This is a genomic window from Streptomyces lydicus (assembly GCF_001729485.1).
GTDB lineage: Bacteria > Actinomycetota > Actinomycetes > Streptomycetales > Streptomycetaceae > Streptomyces > Streptomyces lydicus_D.
The window spans coordinates 760921-782508 of record NZ_CP017157.1 but is presented as its reverse complement, the minus strand read 5'-3'; the positions used below and the strand labels follow the sequence as shown (position 1 = coordinate 782508).

The following is a 21588-nucleotide window of genomic DNA, read 5'->3' as shown; positions in this document are numbered from 1 at the left end:
GCCTCGACCAGCGTGACATGATCGGACATTCGTCGCATTTCGATCACGAGCGACTACCCTCCGTGATCCGCGGGCCGCTCCTACCGGTCCGCGCGCGCCTTCTCGTCCGCCTCTCCGCCCGCGCCGACCAGGCCGACCCGCATCCCGTCCAGGCGCTCCCCGAACCGCCGCATCTCGCGCTGGCCCACCGTGCCGATGAGCGCGGGCAGATACCCGCGCAGCGACTGCATCCCGCGCAGCCACCACTGCCCGTAGACGTGCGCGGAACGACGCTCGACGCCCGCGACGATCCGGTCGACGGCGGGGCCCAGCGGATAGGTCTTGTTCGCCGGCCAGGGCAGCCGGGAGCGCAACTCGCGCATCACGTCGTCCTGGTCGGCGCCCCGCACCATGTCGGTGTCGGTCCAGCTCAGATAGCCGACTCCGACCCGTACGCCCTTGTGGCCGACCTCGGCGCGCAGGCTGTGGGCGAAGGCTTCGACACCCGACTTGGACGCGCAGTACGCGGTCATCATCGGGGCCGGGGTGATCGCGGCGAGCGAGGCGATCTGCAGGAAGTAGCCGCGGGACTCCATCAGTACGGGCAGGAAGGCCCGGCCGGTGACCGCGCCGCCGATCAGGTTGACCTCGATGACCCGCTTCCAGGCGACCGGGTCGGAGTCGACGAACGGCCCGCCGGTCGCCACCCCGGCGTTGGCGACGACCACGTCAACCTTCCCGAAGCGGTCCTTGACCTCGCCGGCCACCCGGGCCATCGCCTCGTGGTCGGTGACATCGGCGTGCCAGTGGTGCGCGGGGCCGTGCAGCGAGGCGGCGACCGCGCGCAGCTCGTCCGGCTCCAGGCCGACCAGCGCCAGCGTCGCGCCGCGCGCCGACAGCTTGCGGGCCAGCAGCGCGCCGACCCCGCGTGCCGCGCCGGTCACCACGACGACCTGTCCCTGCAGTTTCCCGGTCATGTCGTGCTCTCCTTCTGCTGCCGTGCGGCCCGGGGGGCCTGGTCGGGGATTCCGGGGGCGGCCGCGGCCGGCCCGTCGTCGGCGCCGGCCGCCGGCAGGTGGTCCCGTACGAGCACGCGCAGCCGGCCGGCGACCGCGCCGGGGTCCTCGATGGGGGTCATGTGGCCCAGCCCCGGCAGTTCGGTCAGCCGGCGGAGGTCGGGCAGGACGGAGGCCATCCGGCGGGCGTGCACCGGCGGCGTCAGCCGGTCCGCGGTGCCCGCGATGACCTCCGCCGGCATCTCCAGGGCGCCCAGTCCGCCGGTCAGTTCCAGGCCGTACAGCACGTGGCCCCAGCGGGCCCGGACGCCCGCCGGGCAGGCGTGCACGATCCGCGCACAGGCTTCGACCTGCTCGGCGGTGGCGCCGGGGCCCATCGTGGCGTACTTCAACGCGCTTCTGGTGAGCGGCGACACGGGGCCGAGCGGGGCGCGGGAGCCCAGCAGCAGCCGGTGGGCGCGGCGCCGGCCGCCCGGGCTGCGCAGCGGGAACACCCGCGATTCGGCGGCGAGTCCGGCGCTGCCGGTGCTGCACAGCAGGACGGCGGCGGCCCGGGCGCGCAGCTGCGGGCGCCCGGCGGCGGCCATGATCGTCATGCCGCCCATGGAGTGGCCGCCCACCACCGCGCGTTCGTCCGGCGCGAGGGTCCCCTCCAGTACGGCGACCAGGTCGTCGGCGAGCGCCTCGGTGCTGTGGCCGGCCGGGACGGCGGCCGGGCTGCGGCCGTGGCCCCGCTGGTCGTAGACGACGACCTTGTGGTCGGCGGACAGGTCGCGGACGACCGGCGCCCAGAAGGCGGTCGAGCAGGTCCAGCCGTGCGCCAGCACGACGGCCGGGGCGTCCTCGGGGCCGTGGATCTCGGCGTGGATCCGGGCGCCGTCGGCCGAGGTGAGGGTCACCGTCCCGCGCGGCACCGGCGGTGCGTAGGGGCCGGTCGTGACGTGTCCGGGCCGGCGGCTCATACGGCCACCTCCGCCCGCGCGCCGTCGGACGCGCCGACGGCGGCCCCCGGCGGCCGCAGCACCTCGTACTCGGCGAGGTCGACCTGCCGCGTCACCTTCCTGAACTCCGCGGTGGTGCCCGGCCAGGCGGTGGTGTTCCGCCCGTTGGCGTCGAGGTACCAGCTGTCGCACCCGCCGGTGTTCCACACCGTCCGCTCCATCCTCCGCTGGATCTTCCGGGTCCACTCGTCCACCGCGGACTGCCGGGCGTTCAGCGCGATCTTCCCGCCGAGGACGTCCAGCTGCCGCAGGAAGTCCGCCATGTAGTTCAGCTGCGCCTCGATCATCAGGATCATCGAGCTGTTCCCCAGCCCGGTGTTGGGCCCGATGAGGGTCAGGAAGTTCGGGAACCCGGCCGCGCTGGCACCGCGCAGCGCCGCCATCCCGTCCTTCCACTCCTCGGCCAGCGTCGTCCCGTTCACCCCGGTGACCCGCTGGGCGATCGGCATGTCCGTCACGTGGAAGCCGGTGCCGAAGACGATCGCGTCGGCCTCCGTCTCGCTCCCGTCGGCCGCGACGAGCGTGGCGCCGCGCACCTCCTTCAGCCCCGCCGGGACGAGGTCCACATTCGGCCGGGCCAGCGCCGGGTAGTAGGTGTTGGACAGCAGTATCCGCTTGCACCCGATGCGGTAGTCCGGCGTCAGCGCGGCCCGCATCGCGGGGTCCTTGATCGCCTTGCGCAGGTGGCTCTTCGCCAGGAATTCGATCAGGCCCAGTTCGTTGGGCCGCTTGGTGAAGGCGCTGACCTGCAACTCCCGGATGCCCCACAGCAGTCCGCGGCGCGCGGCCCGGGTCGCGGGCACCTTGGTGTGCAGCCACTTCTCGGCCGCGCTGATCCTGCGGTCGGCGCGCGGCAGCACCCAGGGCGGGGTGCGCTGGAAGAGGGTCAGCCGGCTCACCTCCGGCTGGATGGCGGGGACGATCTGGATCGCCGAGGCGCCGGTGCCGATCATGGCGACCCGCTTGCCGCGCAGGTCGTAGTCGTGGTCCCAGCGGGCGGAGTGGAAGACCTTCCCGGGGAACGTGTCGAGCCCCGGGACGTCCGGGAGCTTCGGGTCCGACAGCGGCCCGGTGGCGGAGACGACCACGTCCGCGGTCAGCGCCCCGCTCGCCGTCTCGATCTCCCAGTGCAGCGCGCTGCTGCTCCACCGCAGGCCGCGCACCTCCGCGTTGAACCGGAGGTGCGGCCGCAGCCCGAAGGTGTCCGTCACCCGCTCCAGGTAGGCACGGATGTGCTCCTGCCCGGAGAAGTTCCGCGGCCATTCGGGGTTGGGGGCGAACGAGAAGGAGTACAGGTGCGACGGCACGTCGCACGCACACCCCGGATAGCTGTTGTCCCGCCAGGTACCGCCCACCGAGCCGGCCCTCTCCAGGACCACGAAGTCGGTGATTCCCTGGCGGCGCAGCCGTACGGCCGCCCCCAGTCCACCGAAGCCCGATCCGATCACCGCCACCCGCACGTGCTGCTGCTCGCGCTCGGCCATCCGCCGCCTCCCGAGTCCGACGCTCCACCCCGCCCCCGCGGCCCTGGCGGCCACGGGAGACCCAACTGCGCCAGCAATCACTGGCACGATTGGGCACAGGGGGAGCGTAGGGCAGTCCACGTACCGAGCGGTAGGGGGCGGGCGGCAGGAAGTTACCGCCGGTCGCACCCCGGCCGGCCGTCCCGCCCCCGGCATAGGCTGACCCCGTGGCAGCGAACGAGACCCCCCAGGACGAGCCCGCGCGGCCCCCGGAAAGCGGCCGCCCCGAGCGCGAATTCCGTATGGCCGAACTCGCCGCGGAAGCCGGCGTCACGGTCCGTACGCTGCGCTTCTACCGCGAACGCAAGCTCATCCCGCCGCCCCGCCGCGAGGGCCGGATCGCCTGGTACAACGACCACCACCTCGCCCGGCTGCGCACCATCGGCGCCCTCCTGGAGCGCGGCCATACCCTCGGCGGTATCGCCGAGCTCCTGTCCGCCTTCGACGCGGGCCGCGACGTGGGCGAACTGCTCGGCCTGCGGACCCCCTTGCTGCCGCCGTGGTCCGAGGAGACCCCGGTCCGGCTCACCCCGGAACAGCTCGCCGACCACTTCAGCCAGGACGTCACGGCGGAGAACCTCACCGCGTCCCTGGACCTCGGCTATCTGGCCGTCGACGGCGACGAGTTCGTCCACATCAGCCGCCGCCTCCTGGACGCCTCCACCGAACTCGTCAACCGCGGCATCCCCCTGGCCGCCGTCCTGGAAGCCGGCCGCACGGTCCGCGCCCACGCCGACGCGCTGGCCGACGTCTTCACGACCCTGATCCGCACCCACCTCCTGGCCGACATCCTCGAACGCCCCGGCACCACCGACCTGCCCGGCCCCCAGGAGGTCGACGACATAGCCCGCACCATCGAGAAGCTCCGGCCGCTGTCCAAGGGCGTGGTGGAGGCCGAACTCTCCATGGCCATGGACCGCCGGGTGCGCACGGAACTGGAGAACTGGCTCCGTGAGCAGGGGGACCGGGACTGCCAGGGGGGACGGGACCACCGGGGGGACGGCGAAGGCCCCGCGGACGCGCGGTAGCGTCCCGGGCCGCACCGGACGGCCGCCGCTCAGCCGCGCGCCGGACGGAGCCGGGCGGCCTGGTCGAGCAGCCGCCGCACGGCCAGGTCCCGGTCGGACCGCGTCTCCTCCGCCACGGCGCGCTGTGCCGCGTACAGCCGCACCAACTCGGGCCGCACGTAGTGCCCCTGGGGTTGCTCCTCCAGCAGATGCGCGTCGCACAGCTCGGCCAGGTGCCGGCGGGTGCGGGCGACGTCCCGGCCGGCCAGCGCCGCGGCGTCCAGGACACCGACCCGGGGGCCCGGGTGCAGCCCGAGGACGCGGAACAGCCGGGCGGCGCCGCTCGACAGCGCACGGTAGGTCAGATACAGACTGGCCTCCACGGCCAGATCTGCGTCGTGCGCGGACAGCTCCTGCAGCCGGCGGCGCTCATCGGCCAGCTTCCGCGTCCAGCAGCCCAGCGGCCACTCGGGGTGCGCCATCAGCCGCGCGGCGGCGATCCGCAGGGCCAGCGGGAGCCCGTCGCACCACCTGACGAGTTCCCTGGCCGCCGGCTTGTCCGCCTCGATGCGCTGCGGCCCCAGCGCGTTGGCCAGCAGCCGCAGCGCGTCGCCGGGGGTCAGCGGCCCCACCCCCACCAGGACCGCGCCGTCCCGGACCACCAGCCCGCTCAGCCGCCGCCGGCTGGTCACCACGGCCAGACAGCCCGGCGTCGCGGGCAGCAGCGGGCGCGTCTGCTCCGCCGTGCCCGCGTTGTCCAGCACCACCAGCATCCGCCGGCCGGCGAGCAGCGAGCGGTACAGCGCCGCGCGCTCCGGCACGGAATCGGGGATCCCCGCCTCCGGGACGCCCAGGGCCCGCAGGAAGGACGCCAGCGCGGTGCCCGCCCGCATCGGGGGACGCTCGAAGCCGCGCAGATCGACGAAGAGCTGCCCGTCGGGGAACTCCGCCGTGAGCCGGTGCGCCCACTGCACCGCCAGCGAGGTCTTGCCCGCCCCGCCGCCGCCCGCCAGTACCAGGCAGTGCGGCCGCGGCACCCGGTCCAGGTGCTGCTCCAGCACCGCCAGTTCGCGTGCCCGGCCGCAGAAGTCGCCGACAGCGGGCGGCAGTTGCGCGACCCGGGGCGGTGCCGCCGGCCGGGGGCCCACCGCGTACGGCACGGCCGGCGGCGGTCCGGCGGGCGGGCGGGCGGCGGACGGCGGTGGCGCGGCGGCCGGGCCCCTGCCGAGCACCTCCAGATAGGCCGCGCCGAGCGCCGGGCCCGGGTCGATGCCCAGCTGCTCCTTCAGGTGCCGGCGGGTGCGGTGGTAGTGGTCGAGCGCCTCGGCCTGCCGGCCGTTCGCCTGCAGCGCGCGCATCAGCAGCGCGGTCAGCTCCTCGTGCAGGGGGTGCTCCGCGGTCCACGCGGTCAGCTCGGTGACCAGCTCCCCGTACCGGCCGAGCGACAGCAGCTTGGCGCCGAGCTCCTGCAGCGCGGCCACCCGCGCCTGGGCCAGTCCGACCCCCAGCGTCCGGCGCACCCGGTCGCCGGGCACGTCCGCCAACGCCTCACCCCGCCACAGCCCGAGGGCCCGGCGCAGCATGGCGACCGCGGCCCGCGGGTCGGCGTCCCGGGCGGCGGAGACCAGGCTCCGGAACCGGTGGCTGTCCACCGCCGTCGGGTCGGCGATCAGGACGTACCCCTGTCCCCGCGTGACCAGCTCGGCATGCCCGTCCAGCAGTTGCCGCAGCCGGTGCACGTGGTTGTGCACCACGCCCCGCGCACGGGCCGGCGGCTCCCCGTCCCACGCCAGGTCGATCAGCCGGTGCACCGTGACCGCCTGGTTGACCTCGCTGATCAGTACCGCGGCCACCGTACGGATGCGGCCCGCCCCCAGAGCCAGTGGACGGCCCTCGTCGGTCTCGATCTCCACCGGCCCTAGGAGCCGCAACTGAACCATCGTGCCCTCTGGTGCGAACAGCCGAACGGGACGGAACCACGGCCCGCCCTCACGTCAGTAAAGACGCGGAAAACCATGGCTGGTTGCGGCCGCTGCCACCGCTCTCACTATATGGACCGCACCGGCGCCCGGGGACGCGTCCGACCTGCGACGACGCCCCGCGTGAGCGCGGCGTGAGCGGATCATGAGCGGCCCCGACGATTCTCGTTGCCGTGCCGGAGCGGCGGCCCACCCCTTGCCACCGCTCCGGCCCGGCGCTCCGTTCCCGCTCGGTGCGGAGCCGACCACCCCCCACTCATGGAGGAGAACCATGACCACTTCGGGCGTCCTGAAGAAGAGCCTGGCAGCGGTGGCCCTGTGCGCCGCGCTCACCGCGACGGCCGCCGCCTTCCCGGCGACCGCCTCGGCCGCTCCGGTCACCGCCGCGGCAGCGGCGGGTGACTCCCCGGTCGACGTCGGCGCCAACGCCAACCTGAACTTCAACGTCGACGTGCTCGGCATAGCCAACAAGATCGAGTCGTCGATCAAGACCGCCCAGAACCGCGAGGGCTTCGTCAAGAACCTGATGGAGTCGGCGTTCTACGCGAGCGGCGGCCAGTACAACGTCATGGTGCACAACCTCAGCCAGCCGTACGAGGAGCACCTCAACGGCGTGAAGGCGTACGGTTCCGCCACCTACGACGGCGTCGTCTACGGCATCTGGGTCTTCGAGGACGGCGAGTTCACCAACCAGGGCGACGGCGGCTACATCAACTGGGCCTTCAAGGGCTGGTTCGACCGCCCGGACAACGGCGGCTACGTGAAGTTCAGCCGCCCCTGACCCCGGACCGGGCGGCCCGCCCCACCCCCCGGCGAGCCGCCCCGGGGCGCCCCCGTACTCCCCCGGGGGGCGCCCCACCCCGGCCCGGCACCTGTCCGACGGGCCGGCGCCGGGCGCTAGGCGTCCTGGCGCCCGTAGACCACCGTCACCGGCGCGTGGTCGCTCCACCGCTGGTCGTAGGCCGCGGCCCGCTCGACGTACGCCTTGAGCGCGCGCTCGGCCAGGCCCGGCGTGGCCATGTGGTAGTCGATGCGCCAGCCCGCGTCGTTGTCGAAGGCGCGGCCGCGGTAGGACCACCACGAGTACGGGCCCTCGGCGCCGAGGTGGAGGGCGCGCACGACGTCCACGTAGCCGCCGCGGGTCTCGGTGAGCACGTCGGTGAGCCAGCCGCGCTCCTCGGGGAGGAAGCCGGACTTCTTCTGGTTGGCCTTCCAGTTCTTGAGGTCGGCCTCCTGGTGCGCGATGTTCCAGTCGCCGCAGACCAGGACCTCCCGGCCGTCCGCCGCCGCGCGCTCGCGCAGGCCGACGAGGTACGGGAGGAACTCGGCCATGAAGCGTTCCTTCTCGTCCTGGCGGTCGGTGCCCACCTCGCCGGAGGGCAGGTAGAGGCTGGCGACGGTCACGCCGGGCAGGTCCGCCTCGACGTACCGGCCGCTACCGTCGAACTCCGCCGACCCGAAGCCGACCCGGACGCGGTCCGGCTCCCGGCGGCTGTAGAGGGAGACGCCGGCCCGGCCCTTGGCGGCGGCCGGCGCGTGCACGGTGTACCAGCCGGCGGGCTCGCGCACCTCGTCCGGCAGCTGGCCGGTCTCGGCCCGTACCTCCTGCAGGCACAGCACGTCGGCCGTGGTCCCGGCGAGCCACGGGACGAAGCCCTTCTTGGCGGCGGCGCGCAGGCCGTTCACATTCACAGAGGTCACGGTGAGCATCCCGGCACGATACCCAGCCCCGCCGGTTGATCGTTTCCCGTCCCGTCGCGGCCCGCGCCCGGCCCCCCGTACGCTTCGTGGAATGGAGAGCAGCCCCGCCGGGATACGCCCCGCCGACGTCCACCCCGTCGAGATCCGTCCGGTCCGCTACGACCACCCCGACGCGGTCGCGCTGGACGCGCTGGTGCAGCAGGAGTACGTCGAGCGCTACGGCGACGGTGACATGACCCCGCTGGACCCGCGGATGTTCGTGCCGCCCCGGGGGATCTACCTGCTCGCGTACGACGGCGGCCGGGCGGTGGCCAGCGGCGGATGGCGGGTGCAGGAGGACGCGGCGGAGGGGTACGCGGCCGGCGACGCCGAGATCAAGCGGATGTTCGTGCTGGCCGAGGCCCGCGGGCGGGGCCTGGCGCGGCGGATCCTGGCCGCGCTGGAGGCCGACGCGCGGGCGGCCGGCCGCTCCCGGATGGTGCTGGAGACCGGCATCAAGCAGCCCGAGGCGCTGGAGCTGTACGCCTCCTCCGGCTACGCGCACGTGACGAAGTTCGGGCTGTACCGGACGTACGACGACAGCCGGTGCATGGCGAAGCCGCTGACGGGGACGGCCGGCTGAGGAGACCGGGCTCCGGCCCCGGCGTTTTGTTGACAGGGTTCCGCGCCGCTCCCCATACTCATTCCACTAATGAACTAGCTAAAGGGGGGATCCAGATGAGCGAGCCGAGCTCATGGGCCGTCGAGGCCCGAGGACTGGGAAAGAAGTACCGCCGCGGCTGGGCCCTGCAGGACTGCTCGTTCCGGCTCCCCGCCGGCCACATCTGCGCCCTCGTCGGCCCCAACGGCGCGGGCAAGAGCACCTTCCTGGGCACCGCGACCCGGCTGGTGCAGCCGACCACCGGGTCGCTGGAGCTGTTCGGCGTGCCGGTCGCCGACCCGGCCGTACTGGAGCGCTTCGCCTTCCTGGCCCAGGACAAGCCGCTCTATCCGCGCTTCACGGTCGCCGAGACCCTGCGGCTGGGCCGCGAGCTGAACCCCCGCTGGGACCAGGCGCTGGCCGAGCGGATCGTACGGTCCGGCAACGTGCCGTTCACCGCCCGGATCGGCACCCTGTCGGGCGGCCAGCGCACCCGCGTGGCCTTCGCCCTCGCCTTCGGCAAGCGGCCCGAGCTGCTGCTGCTCGACGAGCCGATGTCCGACCTCGACCCGCTGGCCCGGCACGAGCTGTCGGGCCTGCTGATGGCCGAGGCCGCCGAGCACGGCACGACCGTGCTGATGTCGTCCCACATGCTCTCCGAGATGGAGGACATGTGTGACTACCTCGTCGTGCTCGCCGAGGGCCGGCTGCGGATGGCCGGGCAGACCGAGGAGCTGGTGCCCGCGCACATGCTGGTGACCGGCGTGGCTTCCGGGGACAGCGGGGTGCCCGACGAGCTGCTGCGGCAGCACACGGTGGTCGAGTCCCGGGTCAGCGGACGGCAGTTCAGCGCGCTGATCCGGCCCGGCGGCCCGCTCTCCGACAGCTGGGAGGCCCTCGTGCCCAGCATGGAGGAGGTCCTGCTGGCCTGTCTCCGCTCGCCCGAGGCCCCCGTCCTGATCACGGACGAGGCCCGGATCGACGGCGCCGGGACGCGGGAGGCGGCGGCATGAGCCGGAACGATACGGCCGGCCACGCCGGCACGACGACGGCCGCGGCACCCTCCGCGCCCACCCCCGCCGGCGCCCCCGCCCCGCGCCGGGCCCTGCTGCGCGGCCTGCCCTGGGTGGTCTGGCACCGGCACCGGACCCTGCTGCGGATCGCCCTGCTGACCACCGTCGCGGGCTGCGCGCTCTTCGCGTACCAGCGCATCGGCGTGCTGGACTTCCTGCACACCAAGGGGTCCGCACCGGACGCGGACGGGCGGCTGCTCGACGAGTTCCAGAGCAGCTTCGGCCCGATGTTCAACCGCGACCTGCAGTTCATGGAGGCCCTGCCGTTCCTCGTCGGCGTCTTCCTCGGCGCCCCGCTCATCGCGGGCGAGCGGGAGCACGGCACGATCCGGCTGGTCACCACCCAGTCGGTGAGCCGCGGCCGGTGGATCGCCGCCGCGCTCGGCCTGCCGCTGGCCGTCACCGCGGCCTGCAGCGCGCTGCTGTCGGCCGCCTTCACCTGGCTGTGGTCACCGGCCCACGACCTCGTCAGCGGCGGCGACTGGCTGCAGAGCGGCCCCTTCGACGCCACCGGCCCCGTCCCGGTCGCCAAGACCCTCTTCCTGGCCGCCTGCGGCATCGCCCTCGGCATGCTGACCAAGCGGGTGGTGCCGGCCATGGCGGCCACCGCCGTGTTCGGGTTCGCCTTCTCCGTGGTCTGGGCCGAGCAGGTCCGCAACCGGCTCGGCACGCTGCGCAGCGTCAGCTATCCGTACGACGGCGACGGCCCGCACCTGCCGCTCGGCTCCGTACGGATCGACGACTGGGTCTCCACCGCCGACGGCAAGCTGTACGGCTTCGGCACCTGCGTCGGCAGCGACTCCGAGGCGTGCCGGGCCCGGCTCGGCATCGTCAACCGGGTCACCCAGTACTTCGACTTCGGGCAGCTGCCCGGGATGCAGTGGCTGGGCGCGGGGATCCTGCTGGCGCTGACCGCCGCGGTCCTGGCGCTCGTCGTGTGGCGGGCCCACAGGCGGCCGCTCTGAACGGCGCGGCGCGGCTCCCGGGCGGCGCTTTGACACCCGGCACGGGCGGCCCGATCATCAAGCGGTCGGACAGCGCAGTCCCGGCGGCACACAGCGTGACAGCACCCCCGGCGGCACACGGCGTGACCGGGGTGGAAGCAGCAGAGAGGTGGTGAGCGTCGTCGAGTTCCGCATCGACCGCCGCAGCGGCGTCGCCACCTACCTCCAGATCGTCCAACAGGTCCAGCAGGCACTGCGGTTGGGCATCCTCGTCGAGGGCGACCGGCTGCCCACCGCCGCGCAGGTCGCCGCCACCACCAAGGTCAACCCCAACACGACCCTGAAGGCGTACCGCGAGCTGGAACGCGAGGGCCTGGTCGAACCGCGCCCCGGCCTCGGCACGTTCGTCAGCCGTACGCTGGCCCGCCCCGAGTCCGCGGCGGACGCCCTGCTGCGCGAGGAACTCCGCTCCTGGATGGCGCGCGCCCAGCAGGAGGGCCTGGACCGGGAGGACGTCCAGGCCCTGGTGAACTCGGTGCTCCAGGAGCGCTACCCACCGGGGTGAGCGCGCCGCGGCACCGTGCCGGGCCGCCCCGCCGGGGTTGACCCTTACCCCACGTCAGGCCGCACCCTGGGCGTCGTACGGAGAAACCAGCCGTACGCCGGTGGCGGCACGCCGCACCACCGGCCGGGCCCCCACCCGGCCGGCCGCCGGCACGACGACGGGGCGAAGGACGCTGCGATGGGCTACTCGGTCGGGCAGGTCTCCGGCTTCGCGGGGATCACGGTGCGCACCCTGCACCACTACGACAGGACCGGCCTGCTCAGCCCCGGCGAGCGCAGCCCGGCCGGCTACCGCCTCTACAGCGACGCCGACCTCGCCCGGCTGCAGCAGATCCTCTTCTACCGGGAACTCGGCTTCCCCCTCGACGAGATCGCCACCATCCTGGCGGACCCGCAGGCCAACGCCCTGGACCACCTCCGCGCCCGGCACCGCCTGCTCACCGAGCAGATCGCCACGCTGCACCGGCTGGTGGAGGTCGCCGAGCGGGCCATGGAGGTCCAGCAGACCGGGGTGGAACTGACGCCCGAGGAGCGCTTCGAGGTCTTCGGCGAGGTGACCTTCGACCTCACCTACGCCACCCAGGCGCACCTGAAGTGGCAGCACAGCGCGGGCCACCAGCGCTCGATGGCGCGGGCCGCCGCGCACTCCAAGGAGGACTGGGCGAAGATCATGGCCGAGTCCGCCGACTGGCGCGGACGGCTGATCGCCGCCTTCGAGGCCGGGGAACCGGCGGACGGCGAGCGGGCGACGGACCTCGCGGAGGACCACCGGCAGCACCTCATCCGCTGGTTCACCCCGTGCCCCACCGACATGCACGGCCGGATCGCCGACGAGTTCGCCGCCGACCCGCGCGCCTTCGCCCTGATCGTCCCGCCCGGCGAACAGCGCCCCGGCCTCGCCCCGTACCTCCGCACGGCCGTGCACGCCAACGCCGTGCGCCGGCCGTCCCCCACCCCGCCGGACACACCGGCCACGGCCACCCCGCCGCCCGCGGCCCCCGCCGCCCCCTGAACCACCCGCGCGGCCACACCCGCGCGCCTGCCTCACCTCAGCTCCCCACCCTCCCTCGGTCCGAAGGCTGGCCCACCCATGCCCAGAATCCTGCTCGCCGCCGCCGGCTCGTACGGCGACATCGCCCCGTACACCGGCCTCGGCGCCCGCCTCCTGGCCGACGGCCACCACGTCGCGCTCGCCACCCACGACAGCTACGCCCCGCTCGTACGCGCCGCCGGCCTGGAGTTCCGCCCGCTGCCGGCCGACCCGCGCACCCGGCGCCCCGACCCCACCGCACCGGCCCGGCCCGCCGTGCCGGCCGGGCGGCGCGACCTCCTGCGCCGGGCCGCCGCCTTCGTCAAGGAGCTGGGCGGCGGCCTCGCCGACGCGGCCCGGCAGGGCGCCAACACCGATCTGCTGCTGCTGTCCGCCACCACCGCGCCGCTCGGCCGCAACCTCGCCGAGGCGATGGACATCCCCGCCCTGGACCTGCCCCTCGTCCCCGGCGCCCCCACGGGCGACTTCGCCCCCGTGGTCAGCGGCGGCCGGTCCCTGGGCCGCTGGGGCAACCGCGCCGCGGGCCGCCTCTCGCTCCGCGTCATCGACCGCCTCTACGCGGACGCGAACCGGGAACTGCGCGCCCGGCTCGGCCTGCCGCCCGCCACGCCCCGTACGGTCCGCCGCCGCGCCGAGGCGGCCGGCCGGCCGGTACTGCACGGCTTCAGTGAGGTCCTGGTGCCCCGCCCCGCGGACTGGCCGAGCGGCCTGGAGGTCGTCGGCAACTGGTGGCCCTGGCACGCCCCCGACACCCAACTCCCGTCCGCGCTGCGGGACTTCCTCGCCGCCGGCCCGCCCCCGGTCTTCCTCGGCTTCGGCAGCATGGCGGGCGGCGAGGGCGAGCGGCTGGGCGACCTCGCGGTGCGGGCCCTGCGCCGCGCCAAGCTCCGCGGCGTCCTCCAGTCCGGCTGGGCCGGCCTGACCGCGGAACCGACGGACGACGTCCTCACCATCGACGCGGTCCCGCACGACCTGCTCTTCCCGCGGATGGCCGCGGTGCTGCACCACTGCGGCGCCGGCACCGCCGCCGCGGGCCTGCGCGCCGGGGTACCCACCGTTCCCGTCCCGGTCACCGCCGACCAGCCCTTCTGGGCCGCCCGCCTGGCCTCGCTGGGCGCCGCGACCACCCCGATCCCGTTCCAGGACCTCGCCGCCGACGACGCGGTGGCCCGGCTGGCCGACGCCCTCGGCCGGGCCGTCACCGACCCCGCCCTCCGCGAACGCGCCGGCGACGCCGCCCGCCGGCTGGCCGCCGAGGACGGCTCCGGCACGGTGGCCGCGACGGTCGCCCGCCTGACCACCTGACCGGCCCGGCCGGCCGGACGCCTACCGGGGGGGGTGGGCACACCCTCCCGTACGGTCCCGCCACCCGATCGGCCGCCCGCCGCCCCTCCCCGGGATGCGACCGGCGGCCACAGGGCGTGGGCTCGCAACTATGACCACCTACCGCACGAGCACCCCGCTTCGCAGAACGCTGCTGCGCGTCATAGCGCCGGCGGCCCTGGGCACGGTCATCAGCCTGACGGCGGCCCAGACCGCCCTGGCCGCCCCCGCCGACCCCTGGACCCGCCCGATCAGGACCTGGTCCCCCTACCACGTCAGCTCGCCCTACGGCGTGCGCGGCACCTGGCAGGCGGGCCACCACACCGGCATCGACTTCGCCGTCCGCAGCGGGACCCGGGTCCGTTCCGTGGGCTCCGGCACCGTCGTCCTCGCCAAGAGGTCCGGCGCCTACGGCAACGCCGTCACGATCCGGATGAAGGACGGCCGCTACACCCTCTTCGGCCATCTCTCCCGCATCACCGTCCGCCCCGGCCAGAAGGTCCACGCCCGGACCCGCCTCGGCTACACCGGCACCACCGGCCGCGCCACGGGCCCCCACCTCCACTTCGAGGTACGCACCAGCCGCCGCTACGGATCAGACATCAACCCCCTGCTCTACCTGGCCAGACACGGCGTACACCTGCCCTTCCGCCTCCACTGACCCGCCCGCACGCCCACCCAGACCCCGGACCTGACCCCCACTCAGCCCCCCCACTCACCCAACCCCCACTCAACCGACCCACACCCCGCCGACCCACCCCAGCACCAGCGCCCCCACCACCGGCGCCGCGTACACCAGCGGGTACGGCACGTGTGCGTACCACCGCGCCCGGACCACGAAGACGACGGCCCCGGCGAAGTACAGCACCAGCCCGACGCCCGCCAGCACCCCGAGGACCGGCACGAACAGCCCGGCCAGCAGCCCCGCGGCCCCCGCGGCCTTGGCCGCGCCGAGCCGGGTCCACCACGCGCGCGGCACGCGGTAGTCGGTCAGGGCCCGCACGACCCACTCGGCGCGCAGGAGCAGGGCCCCCGCCGAGAAGCCCGACATGGCAGCGGCAAGCAGGGTGACGACGACATAAGCAGTGAACATCGAAAGGCTCCTCGTCAGACAGGCGCCGGAGCGGCGTCGCGCCCCGGCCGTGGTGAGTCCGTCACCGTGATGACCCCGCCCGCCCCATGAATGTGACACCCCGCCCGAATAACTTCTCGCCCCCTGCGCGCCCTTGAGGCGCGGCACCGCACTCCGTAGCCTCCAGCCCCATGAAGTGGACCGACCTCACCCCGGTGCTGATCGCTCTGCTGTCGCTCGCGGGGGTCGTCTGGCAGAGCCGGCGGACGCGCTACGACGGTCGGGACCGACTGAAGCGCGACATCGAGCTGTTGGCGATGATGCCCGACGACCTGGAGGGCAAGAGCCGGTACCGCGCGCACGTCGACGCGTCGATCACCACCCTCATCGAGGACGAGGACGTGCGCTCCAGGGACTGGGTGGGCATCTCCATGGGTCTCACCCTGCTCACCATCGCCGTCGTCCTGGCCTGGGCCGGAGTCAGCAACGGAGGCTGGTGGCACCTGCTGACACTGACCGCCGGCGTCGTCCTGTTCGCCGGGGTGGCCTGCCTGTCGATCAGCCTGGGAAAACATCGCCGCGACGAACGCGGCCGAGTGATCAGCCGCACCCAGCCCTGACCACGAAAAAGCCCCCACCGGATATCCCCGGCGGGGGCTTTGACGTGCTGTGGACCTGAGGGGATTCGAACCCCTGACCCCCTCGTTGCGAACGAGGTGCGCTACCAGCTGCGCCACAGGCCCTTGCGACGAGTGAAACTCTAGCATCTCGGTCGCGGTGCTCGGAAATCGCTTCCCGTGCTGGTCAGTGGAGGGCTCTCACCCGTTCGCCGGTGCGAGGCGGGTCACTCGTTGGCGGCGCGCGGGCGGTCCTCGTCCTCGTACTGGTCGAAGAGGGGGGTGCGGCCGCGGGAGCGGCGGGCGGGGGTGTCGGACTGGGGGTGGTCGGGGGCGGCGCTGGAGCGTGCGGAGCTCCAGGCGTCCTCGGCGTCGAGGTCGACGTGGCTGGTGGCGCGCGGGGCGACCGGGGCGGTGACGTAGGTGGGGAGGGGCACCGGGACGGGGTCCCAGCTGCCGGTGGCGGGGCGCGGGCGCTCGCGTTCGCGCTGCTGGTCGACCCACTCGGCGTGGTCGGTCTCCTCGACCACGGCGCGGCGGCCGGCGGTGGGGGAAGGCCGGGACGCGGGAGCCGCGCGGGGTGGTTCGGGGGCGGCGTCGAGGGGGGCGTCAGCGTGGACGTCGGCCGGGTGCTCGTCGGCGGGCGGCTGGTCGGCCGCCGGGCGAGGGCGGTGCCGGCCCTCCCGCAGCCGCTGCGCTGCCGCCTCCGCCTTGCGCTGGTCCATGGTGAAGGTGAAGCGGCGGCGCTCCTGGGCGCGCAGGTAAATGATGTACGCGGTCAGGAGCAGCGCGGGGATCGCCGGGGCCCAGAGGAAGGGCAGGCCACCGACGGCCGCGACGATGGCGCCGGTGGTGAAGGTGAGGAAGAGGACCGTGATGGTGCGCCGGCGGCGGGCCAGGACCTTGGCGCGCTTGGCCCGCTCGGAGAGGGACGGGCGCGGGGCGGTGGACTGCACCCGGGTGGGGGCCTCGGGCTCGTCCACGGGGGCGGGGTCGCCGAAGGGGCCCGCGGCGGCCTCGTCGGCAAGGGCGTCCGGGGCCGGTTCGTCGCCCGCGTCGTCGGCGGGGTACTCCCCGCGTTCCTTGTCGTAGCGACGCTGCATGGCCGCGCGTCCGGACAGCAGCCGGATGGCGGTGCTGAAGCGCTCGGTCGGCCGGGCCTCGTTGAGCTCGTCCTGTCTACGGAGCCACATCGGCACCAAGTAGGCGGCCCAGGCCCCGACGATGACTGCGTAGATGAGGCCGCTGCTTCTCACAACTCACACGGTAGAGGGGTTTGCATGGGGCCATCCGCCAATTGGGCCGGTGTGTCGCACGATCTGGCTGATATCTCGAACTTTTTTGTGATGGTAGAGATCCGCACCCCCACCAATCGGGCCAATTCGGGATTGCATTCGAACGTTTATTTTATTTGTGGGGTGCGCCCGGAGCGGCGGGTTTCTGCTGGTGCCAGCGCCTGAGCAGCCCTTCGGGGACTTCTTCCGCGGTGAGGGCGAAAACCGCGTGGTCGCGCCAGGCGCCGTCGATGTGCAGGTAGCGCGGGCGGATGCCTTCTTCGCGAAAGCCGAGTTTTTCCACCACCCGGCGGCTGGGGATGTTCTCGGGGCGAATGCAGACCTCGATGCGGTGCAGTCCCACGGAACGGAAGCAGTGGTCGACGGCGAGCGCCACGGCGGTCGGGATGACGCCCCGGCCGGCGACTTCCTGATCGACCCAGTAGCCGATATGGCCGGAACACATGGAGCCCCAGGTGATGCCGGCGACGGTGAGTTGCCCGACGAGCCCGCCCCGGTATTCGACGACGAAGGGAAGCATCCGGCCGGCGTGTGCCTCGGCGCGCAGATGGCGGACCATCTGCCGGTAGGTGGGCCGGTGGGGCGGGGCGAGGCCGGGCGGGGGCGGCGGGATGGTGGCTTCCCAGGGGCGCAGCCAGTCGCGGTTGCGGCGGTTGACCTCGCGCCAGGCGCGCTGGTCGCGCACCTTTATCGGGCGGAGGGTGACATCACCGTCCGTCAGGACCACCGGCCAGGGCGCGTTCAGCTCGGGCTCCCGGAAGGACGGGGATGGTCGCCGCCGCGGAGCTGGTCGACGGCGTGCGGCAGCAGGTCGGCGAGGACGGTGAGGCCGTCGCGGACGCCGCCGGTCGAGCCGGGGAGGTTGACGATCAGGGTCGTACCGGCGACTCCGGCCAGGCCGCGGGAGAGGGCGGCGGTGGGGACCGTGGTGCGGCCGGCCGCGCGGATCGCCTCGGGGATGCCGGGCACCTCGTGGTCCAGGACCCGGCGGGTGGCCTCGGGGGTGCGGTCGGTCGGCGAGATGCCCGTGCCGCCGGTGGTGAGGATGACGGCGTAGCGGGCGGAGTCGACGGCCTGGCGCAGGGCGGCCTCCACCGGGTCGCCGTCCGGGACGACCTGGGGGCCGTCGACCTCGAAGCCCATGGCGGTGAGGCCCTCGGCGAGCAGCGGGCCGCCCTTGTCGGCGTACACGCCGGCCGCGGCGCGGTTGGAGGCGGTGACGACCAGGGCGCGGGCGGGCCTCATGACCGGCTCCAGTCGCCGGACTTGCCGCCGGTCTTCGCCTCGACGCGGATGTCGGAGATCACCGCGGCCTTGTCGACGGCCTTGACCATGTCGACGACGGTCAGCGCGGCGACGGAGACGGCGGTGAGCGCCTCCATCTCGACGCCGGTGCGGTCGGTGGTCTTGACGGTGGCCGTGATCTCCACGGCCTCGTCGGTGAGGGCGAGGTCGACCTTGACGCCGGAGACGGCGAGGGGGTGGCAGAGCGGGATCAGGTCGGGGGTGCGCTTGGCGCCCATGATGCCGGCGATCCGGGCGGTGGCCAGGGCGTCGCCCTTGGGCATGCCCTCGCCCCGCAGCAACTCGATGACCTGCGGCGATACCAGGACCCGGCCGCGGGCGGTGGCGGTGCGGGCGGTGACGTCCTTCGCGGAGACGTCGACCATTCGCGCCGCGCCCGCCGCGTCGAGATGGGTGAGGTGTTGCTGGCCGCTGCTCATCGTTCTCCCGGTCCCAAACTGCCGCCTGTGGGACGACACCGTACCCCCGGCGGCGGTGGGCCACCCGGCGGGCTATCCCAGGGGCAGCACGTCCACCTCCGCGTCCGCGGGGACCTCGGTGGTGTCCTCCGGGACGACGATCAGGGCGTTGGCGTGCGCCATGGCCTTGATCAGGTGGGAACCGGCGCCGCCGACGGGGGTGACCGTGCCGGCCTGTGCGTCGTAGGAGCCGCGCAGGAACTGCCGCTTGCCCTCGGGCGAGGAGGCGAGGGCGTCGGTGCACCGGGCGCGGACGGTGGGGCGCTGCGCGTCGGGCAGGCCCATCAGGGCGCGGATGGCGGGGCGGACGAACAGCTCGAAGGAGACGTACGAGCTGACCGGGTTGCCGGGCAGGGCCAGCAGCGGGATGCGGTCGGGGCCGATGAGGCCGAAGCCCTGGGGCTTGCCGGGCTGCATGGCGAGCTTGCGGAACTCGACCCGGCCGGACATCTGCGAGCCGTCCGGGGCCGTCTCCTCCGACAGCGCGGTCAGGGTCTCCTTGACCACGTCGTAGGCGCCGACGCTGACGCCGCCGCTGGTGACGAGGATGTCGGCCCGGATGAGCTGGTCCTCCAGGGTGGCGCGCAGGGTGTCGGCGTCGTCGGCGACCGCGCCGACGCGGTAGGCGAGGGCGCCGGCGGCGCGGGCGGCGGCGGTGAGCTGGAAGCTGTTGGAGTCGTGGATCTGGCCGGGGCCCAACGGCTCGCCGGGCTGGACCAGTTCGCTGCCGGTGGACATCACCACGACGCGGGGGCGGGGCCGGACCCGGACCGTGCCGAAGCCGAGGGCGGCCAGCAGGCCGATCTGGGAGGGGCCGAGGACGGTGCCCGCGGTGAGGGCCGGCTCGCCCTCGGTGACGTCGCTGCCGCGGGCGCGGATGTGGGCGCCGGCGGTGACCGGGCGGTGCACGCGGACCTCGCCGGCGGCGTCCTGCGGGGCGGCGCTGTGGGCGCGCATGGTGGCCGCCGGCCCCTCGCCGGAGCCGCCGTCGGTCCACTCGACGGGGACGACGGCCTCGGCGCCGGGCGGGACCGGGGCGCCGGTCATGATCCGGGCGGCCCGGCCGGGGCCGAGTTCCGGCAGCTCGCCACTGCCCGCCGCGACGTCGCCGATGACGGTGAGGGTGACCGGGGCGGTCTCGCTCGCGTCCGCCACGTCGGCGACGCGGACGGCATAGCCGTCCATGGAGCTGTTGTCGAACGGCGGCAGGGCGACGCGAACGGTGAGGTCGTCCACCAGGACGCAGCCCTGGGCGTCGAGGAGCTGCAGCTCGATCGGCTCCAGGGGGGCGATGGTGGAGAGCACGTCGTCGAGGTGCTCGGCCACCGACCAGACGCGGTCCTGGTGGCTGGTCCGGCCGGTGGCGTTGTTCAACGTCCTACATCTCCTCGGTGACGTAACTGCGAAGCCAGGCCCGGAAGTCGGGGCCCAGGTCCTCACGTTCGCATGCCAGTCTGACAATGGCACGCAGGTAGTCGCCACGGTCACCGGTGTCATAACGCCGGCCCTTGAAGATCACGCCGTGCACCGGGCCGCCCAGCGAGGGGTCGGCGGCCAGGGCCTGGAGGGCGTCGGTGAGCTGGATCTCGCCGCCGCGGCCCGGGTCGGTCTTGCGCAGCACCTCGAAGACGGCCGGGTCGAGGACGTAGCGGCCGATGATGGCGAGGTTGCTGGGGGCCTCGGCCGGGTCGGGCTTCTCGACCAGGTCGGAGACGGTCACCACGTCGTCGTCGCCGGTGGGGGCGGCGGCCGCGCAGCCGTAGAGGTGGATCTGCGCCGGGTCGACCTCCATGAGGGCGACGACGGAGCCGCCGTGCTGCTCCTGGACCTCGACCATGCGCGCCAGCAGGGGGTCGCGGGGGTCGATCAGGTCGTCACCGAGGAGGACCGCGAAGGGCTGGTCGCCGACGTGGGGCGCGGCGCAGAGCACCGCGTGGCCCAGCCCCTTGGGGTCGCCCTGGCGGACGTAGTGCATGGTCGCCAGGTCGCTGGACTCCTGGACCTTGGCGAGGCGGGACTCGTCGCCCTTGCGGTGCAGGGCCTCTTCGAGTTCGTAGTTGCGGTCGAAGTGGTCCTCGAGCGGGCGCTTGTTGCGGCCGGTCACCATCAGGACGTCGGAGAGTCCGGCGGCGGCCGCCTCCTCCACCACGTACTGGATGGCGGGCTTGTCGACTACCGGGAGCATCTCCTTGGGTGTGGCCTTCGTGGCGGGGAGAAACCTGGTGCCGAGGCCGGCTGCCGGGATGACAGCCTTGCTGATCCGTGTGTGCGATGGGGTCATGCGCGACACCATAACCGGCCCTTTCGGAACGATGATGAGGGTCCGGTGAATAGGGCATGAGAGCGGGAGCAAGGGCACACAGTGAGCACTGAACACGATAGAAAGCGCAGGTTGCGGCGGGGTCTCCTGGAGGTAAGAAGATCCTTGCCGTCGGATGTCGTCGCGGCGACGGGCGAGGCGCTGGCCCGACGGGCCCTGGAACTGGACGAGTTGGCGCCGTATCTCGCGGCACCGCCCGGCGGGCGGACCGGTCCCGCACCGACGGTCGCCGGCTATGTGTCGATCGGCGGGGAGCCCGCCACCGGGCCGCTGCTGGAGCGGCTGCGGGCGGCCGGGGTGCGGGTGCTGCTGCCCGTGCTGCTGTCTGATAACGATCTGGAATGGGCGCTCTACGAGGGTCCCGAGCGGCTGGTTGCGGCCGGGTGGGGGCTGCGGGAGCCCGCCGGGGAGCGGCTGGGCCCCGAGGCGGTCACCGGGGCGGACGTGGTGCTGCTGCCGGGCCTGGCGGTGGACCGGAGCGGGCTGCGGCTGGGGCGCGGCGGCGGCTCGTACGACCGGGTGCTGGCGCGGCTGGAGCGGGCCGGCGCGCCGACGTCGCTGGTGGTGCTGCTGTACGACGACGAGGTGGTCCAGGAGGTGCCGGCCGAGCCGCACGACCGGCGGGTGCACGCCGCGGTGACGCCGTCGGCGGTGCACCGGTTCGCCGGCTGAGCCGCCGGAACGCCGCCGGGCGGGCCGGAGAGGTCTCCGGCCCGCCCG

Annotated in this window: 23 protein-coding genes and 1 tRNA gene; 11 read left to right on the top strand and 13 right to left on the bottom strand. The window is 74.0% G+C overall.

All coding sequences use genetic code 11. The features are described 5' to 3' along the window. Positions 1-80: 80 nt before the first annotated feature. From SL103_RS03455 to SL103_RS03445, 3 genes are read right to left on the bottom strand one after another with little or no spacing between them, the layout of a single operon-like run. Complete coding sequence (locus SL103_RS03455; protein WP_069567259.1) at positions 81-956, bottom strand: SDR family oxidoreductase; 876 nt, start codon at positions 954-956, stop codon at positions 81-83. Then, positions 953-1957, bottom strand: coding sequence for an alpha/beta fold hydrolase (locus SL103_RS03450; protein ID WP_069567258.1), 1005 nt, complete (start codon positions 1955-1957; stop codon positions 953-955). The genes SL103_RS03455 and SL103_RS03450 overlap by 4 nt, the downstream gene beginning before the upstream one ends. Next, the gene (locus tag SL103_RS03445) at positions 1954-3480 is read right to left on the bottom strand and encodes a flavin-containing monooxygenase (protein WP_069567257.1); all 1527 of its coding nucleotides are present in this window, start codon (positions 3478-3480) and stop codon (positions 1954-1956) included. Before SL103_RS03445 ends, SL103_RS03450 begins: the two co-directional genes overlap by 4 nt. A gap of 206 nt (positions 3481-3686) precedes the next feature. Here SL103_RS03445 and SL103_RS03440 point away from each other — a divergent pair, with 206 nt between their 5' ends. Next, on the top strand, positions 3687-4547 hold the full coding sequence (locus SL103_RS03440) for a MerR family transcriptional regulator (protein WP_432215333.1): 861 nt from the start codon (positions 3687-3689) through the stop codon (positions 4545-4547). A gap of 29 nt (positions 4548-4576) precedes the next feature. Here the strand turns inward: SL103_RS03440 and SL103_RS03435 are convergent, their stop codons facing one another. After that, positions 4577-6439: an AfsR/SARP family transcriptional regulator gene (locus SL103_RS03435; protein ID WP_069567256.1), complete on the bottom strand. Its 1863-nt coding sequence runs from the start codon at positions 6437-6439 to the stop codon at positions 4577-4579. A gap of 337 nt (positions 6440-6776) precedes the next feature. On the opposite strand from SL103_RS03435, the gene SL103_RS03430 reads away from it, so the two are divergent. Continuing rightward, entirely contained in the window at positions 6777-7286 is a 510-nt protein-coding gene (locus SL103_RS03430) for a stress protein (RefSeq protein ID WP_069567255.1), read from the top strand. Positions 7287-7402: 116 nt separating this feature from the next. On the opposite strand, the gene SL103_RS03425 is transcribed toward SL103_RS03430, so the two are convergent. Continuing rightward, a complete protein-coding gene (locus tag SL103_RS03425; protein ID WP_069567254.1) occupies positions 7403-8215 on the bottom strand; it encodes an exodeoxyribonuclease III in 813 nt (270 codons plus the stop codon). A gap of 82 nt (positions 8216-8297) precedes the next feature. On the opposite strand from SL103_RS03425, the gene SL103_RS03420 reads away from it, so the two are divergent. From SL103_RS03420 to SL103_RS03390, 7 genes are all read left to right on the top strand, one after another. Then, positions 8298-8828: a GNAT family N-acetyltransferase gene (locus SL103_RS03420; RefSeq protein WP_069567253.1), complete on the top strand. Its 531-nt coding sequence runs from the start codon at positions 8298-8300 to the stop codon at positions 8826-8828. Between the two features lie 95 nt (positions 8829-8923). Beyond that, positions 8924-9859 carry an ABC transporter ATP-binding protein gene (locus tag SL103_RS03415; protein ID WP_069567252.1) on the top strand — a complete coding sequence of 312 codons (936 nt, stop codon included), beginning with the start codon at positions 8924-8926 and terminating at the stop codon, positions 9857-9859. Next, the gene (locus SL103_RS03410; RefSeq protein WP_079145542.1) at positions 9856-10884 is read left to right on the top strand and encodes an ABC transporter permease subunit; all 1029 of its coding nucleotides are present in this window, start codon (positions 9856-9858) and stop codon (positions 10882-10884) included. Before SL103_RS03415 ends, SL103_RS03410 begins: the two co-directional genes overlap by 4 nt. 148 nt (positions 10885-11032) lie before the next feature. Next, on the top strand, positions 11033-11428 hold the full coding sequence (locus SL103_RS03405) for a GntR family transcriptional regulator (protein WP_069567251.1): 396 nt from the start codon (positions 11033-11035) through the stop codon (positions 11426-11428). 177 nt (positions 11429-11605) lie between these two features. Beyond that, positions 11606-12439 (top strand): MerR family transcriptional regulator, encoded by an 834-nt coding sequence (locus tag SL103_RS03400; RefSeq protein WP_069567250.1) that lies wholly within the window; start codon positions 11606-11608, stop codon positions 12437-12439. A 78-nt stretch (positions 12440-12517) separates the two neighbouring features. Then, on the top strand, positions 12518-13783 hold the full coding sequence (locus SL103_RS03395) for a glycosyltransferase (RefSeq protein WP_069567249.1): 1266 nt from the start codon (positions 12518-12520) through the stop codon (positions 13781-13783). Positions 13784-13913: 130 nt separating this feature from the next. Further along, complete coding sequence (locus tag SL103_RS03390; protein ID WP_069567248.1) at positions 13914-14462, top strand: M23 family metallopeptidase; 549 nt, start codon at positions 13914-13916, stop codon at positions 14460-14462. A gap of 69 nt (positions 14463-14531) precedes the next feature. Here SL103_RS03390 and SL103_RS03385 read toward each other — a convergent pair whose 3' ends face one another. After that, on the bottom strand, positions 14532-14894 hold the full coding sequence (locus tag SL103_RS03385; protein ID WP_069567247.1) for a DoxX family protein: 363 nt from the start codon (positions 14892-14894) through the stop codon (positions 14532-14534). 170 nt (positions 14895-15064) lie between these two features. On the opposite strand from SL103_RS03385, the gene SL103_RS03380 reads away from it, so the two are divergent. Continuing rightward, positions 15065-15493 carry a hypothetical protein gene (locus SL103_RS03380; RefSeq protein ID WP_069567246.1) on the top strand — a complete coding sequence of 143 codons (429 nt, stop codon included), beginning with the start codon at positions 15065-15067 and terminating at the stop codon, positions 15491-15493. 50 nt (positions 15494-15543) lie between these two features. On the opposite strand, the gene SL103_RS03375 is transcribed toward SL103_RS03380, so the two are convergent. From SL103_RS03375 to galU, 7 genes are all read right to left on the bottom strand, one after another. After that, positions 15544-15616 (bottom strand) — tRNA-Ala (locus SL103_RS03375). Positions 15617-15717: 101 nt separating this feature from the next. Then, positions 15718-16746, bottom strand: a complete 1029-nt coding sequence (sepX, locus tag SL103_RS03370) for a divisome protein SepX/GlpR (RefSeq protein ID WP_069567245.1) — start codon at positions 16744-16746, stop codon at positions 15718-15720. Positions 16747-16897: 151 nt separating this feature from the next. Beyond that, on the bottom strand, positions 16898-17530 hold the full coding sequence (locus tag SL103_RS03365) for a GNAT family N-acetyltransferase (RefSeq protein ID WP_079145541.1): 633 nt from the start codon (positions 17528-17530) through the stop codon (positions 16898-16900). Next, on the bottom strand, positions 17527-18030 hold the full coding sequence (locus SL103_RS03360) for a MogA/MoaB family molybdenum cofactor biosynthesis protein (RefSeq protein ID WP_069567243.1): 504 nt from the start codon (positions 18028-18030) through the stop codon (positions 17527-17529). Before SL103_RS03360 ends, SL103_RS03365 begins: the two co-directional genes overlap by 4 nt. Next, positions 18027-18509, bottom strand: a complete 483-nt coding sequence (gene moaC, locus SL103_RS03355) for a cyclic pyranopterin monophosphate synthase MoaC (RefSeq protein WP_069567242.1) — start codon at positions 18507-18509, stop codon at positions 18027-18029. Before moaC ends, SL103_RS03360 begins: the two co-directional genes overlap by 4 nt. Positions 18510-18581: 72 nt before the next feature. Then, positions 18582-19922 carry a molybdotransferase-like divisome protein Glp gene (glp, locus tag SL103_RS03350; RefSeq protein ID WP_069567241.1) on the bottom strand — a complete coding sequence of 447 codons (1341 nt, stop codon included), beginning with the start codon at positions 19920-19922 and terminating at the stop codon, positions 18582-18584. A 4-nt stretch (positions 19923-19926) separates the two neighbouring features. Then, the gene (galU, locus tag SL103_RS03345) at positions 19927-20829 is read right to left on the bottom strand and encodes a UTP--glucose-1-phosphate uridylyltransferase GalU (protein ID WP_069567240.1); all 903 of its coding nucleotides are present in this window, start codon (positions 20827-20829) and stop codon (positions 19927-19929) included. 111 nt (positions 20830-20940) lie between these two features. Here galU and SL103_RS03340 point away from each other — a divergent pair, with 111 nt between their 5' ends. Then, positions 20941-21540, top strand: a complete 600-nt coding sequence (locus tag SL103_RS03340) for a 5-formyltetrahydrofolate cyclo-ligase (RefSeq protein ID WP_099055374.1) — start codon at positions 20941-20943, stop codon at positions 21538-21540. Positions 21541-21588 lie beyond the last annotated feature (48 nt).

Coding starts and splice junctions, on each gene's coding strand:
- SL103_RS03380 (WP_069567246.1), top strand. CDS start 15,065: ATGAAGTGGACCGACCTCACCCCGGTGCTGATCGCTCTGCTGTCGCTC.
- SL103_RS03455 (WP_069567259.1), bottom strand. CDS start 956: ATGACCGGGAAACTGCAGGGACAGGTCGTCGTGGTGACCGGCGCGGCA.
- SL103_RS03425 (WP_069567254.1), bottom strand. CDS start 8,215: ATGCTCACCGTGACCTCTGTGAATGTGAACGGCCTGCGCGCCGCCGCC.
- moaC (WP_069567242.1), bottom strand. CDS start 18,509: ATGAGCAGCGGCCAGCAACACCTCACCCATCTCGACGCGGCGGGCGCG.
- SL103_RS03385 (WP_069567247.1), bottom strand. CDS start 14,894: ATGTTCACTGCTTATGTCGTCGTCACCCTGCTTGCCGCTGCCATGTCG.
- SL103_RS03445 (WP_069567257.1), bottom strand. CDS start 3,480: ATGGCCGAGCGCGAGCAGCAGCACGTGCGGGTGGCGGTGATCGGATCG.
- SL103_RS03415 (WP_069567252.1), top strand. CDS start 8,924: ATGAGCGAGCCGAGCTCATGGGCCGTCGAGGCCCGAGGACTGGGAAAG.
- SL103_RS03395 (WP_069567249.1), top strand. CDS start 12,518: ATGCCCAGAATCCTGCTCGCCGCCGCCGGCTCGTACGGCGACATCGCC.
- SL103_RS03390 (WP_069567248.1), top strand. CDS start 13,914: ATGACCACCTACCGCACGAGCACCCCGCTTCGCAGAACGCTGCTGCGC.
- SL103_RS03400 (WP_069567250.1), top strand. CDS start 11,606: ATGGGCTACTCGGTCGGGCAGGTCTCCGGCTTCGCGGGGATCACGGTG.
- SL103_RS03420 (WP_069567253.1), top strand. CDS start 8,298: ATGGAGAGCAGCCCCGCCGGGATACGCCCCGCCGACGTCCACCCCGTC.
- SL103_RS03450 (WP_069567258.1), bottom strand. CDS start 1,957: ATGAGCCGCCGGCCCGGACACGTCACGACCGGCCCCTACGCACCGCCG.
- galU (WP_069567240.1), bottom strand. CDS start 20,829: ATGACCCCATCGCACACACGGATCAGCAAGGCTGTCATCCCGGCAGCC.
- SL103_RS03360 (WP_069567243.1), bottom strand. CDS start 18,030: ATGAGGCCCGCCCGCGCCCTGGTCGTCACCGCCTCCAACCGCGCCGCG.
- SL103_RS03410 (WP_079145542.1), top strand. CDS start 9,856: ATGAGCCGGAACGATACGGCCGGCCACGCCGGCACGACGACGGCCGCG.
- SL103_RS03430 (WP_069567255.1), top strand. CDS start 6,777: ATGACCACTTCGGGCGTCCTGAAGAAGAGCCTGGCAGCGGTGGCCCTG.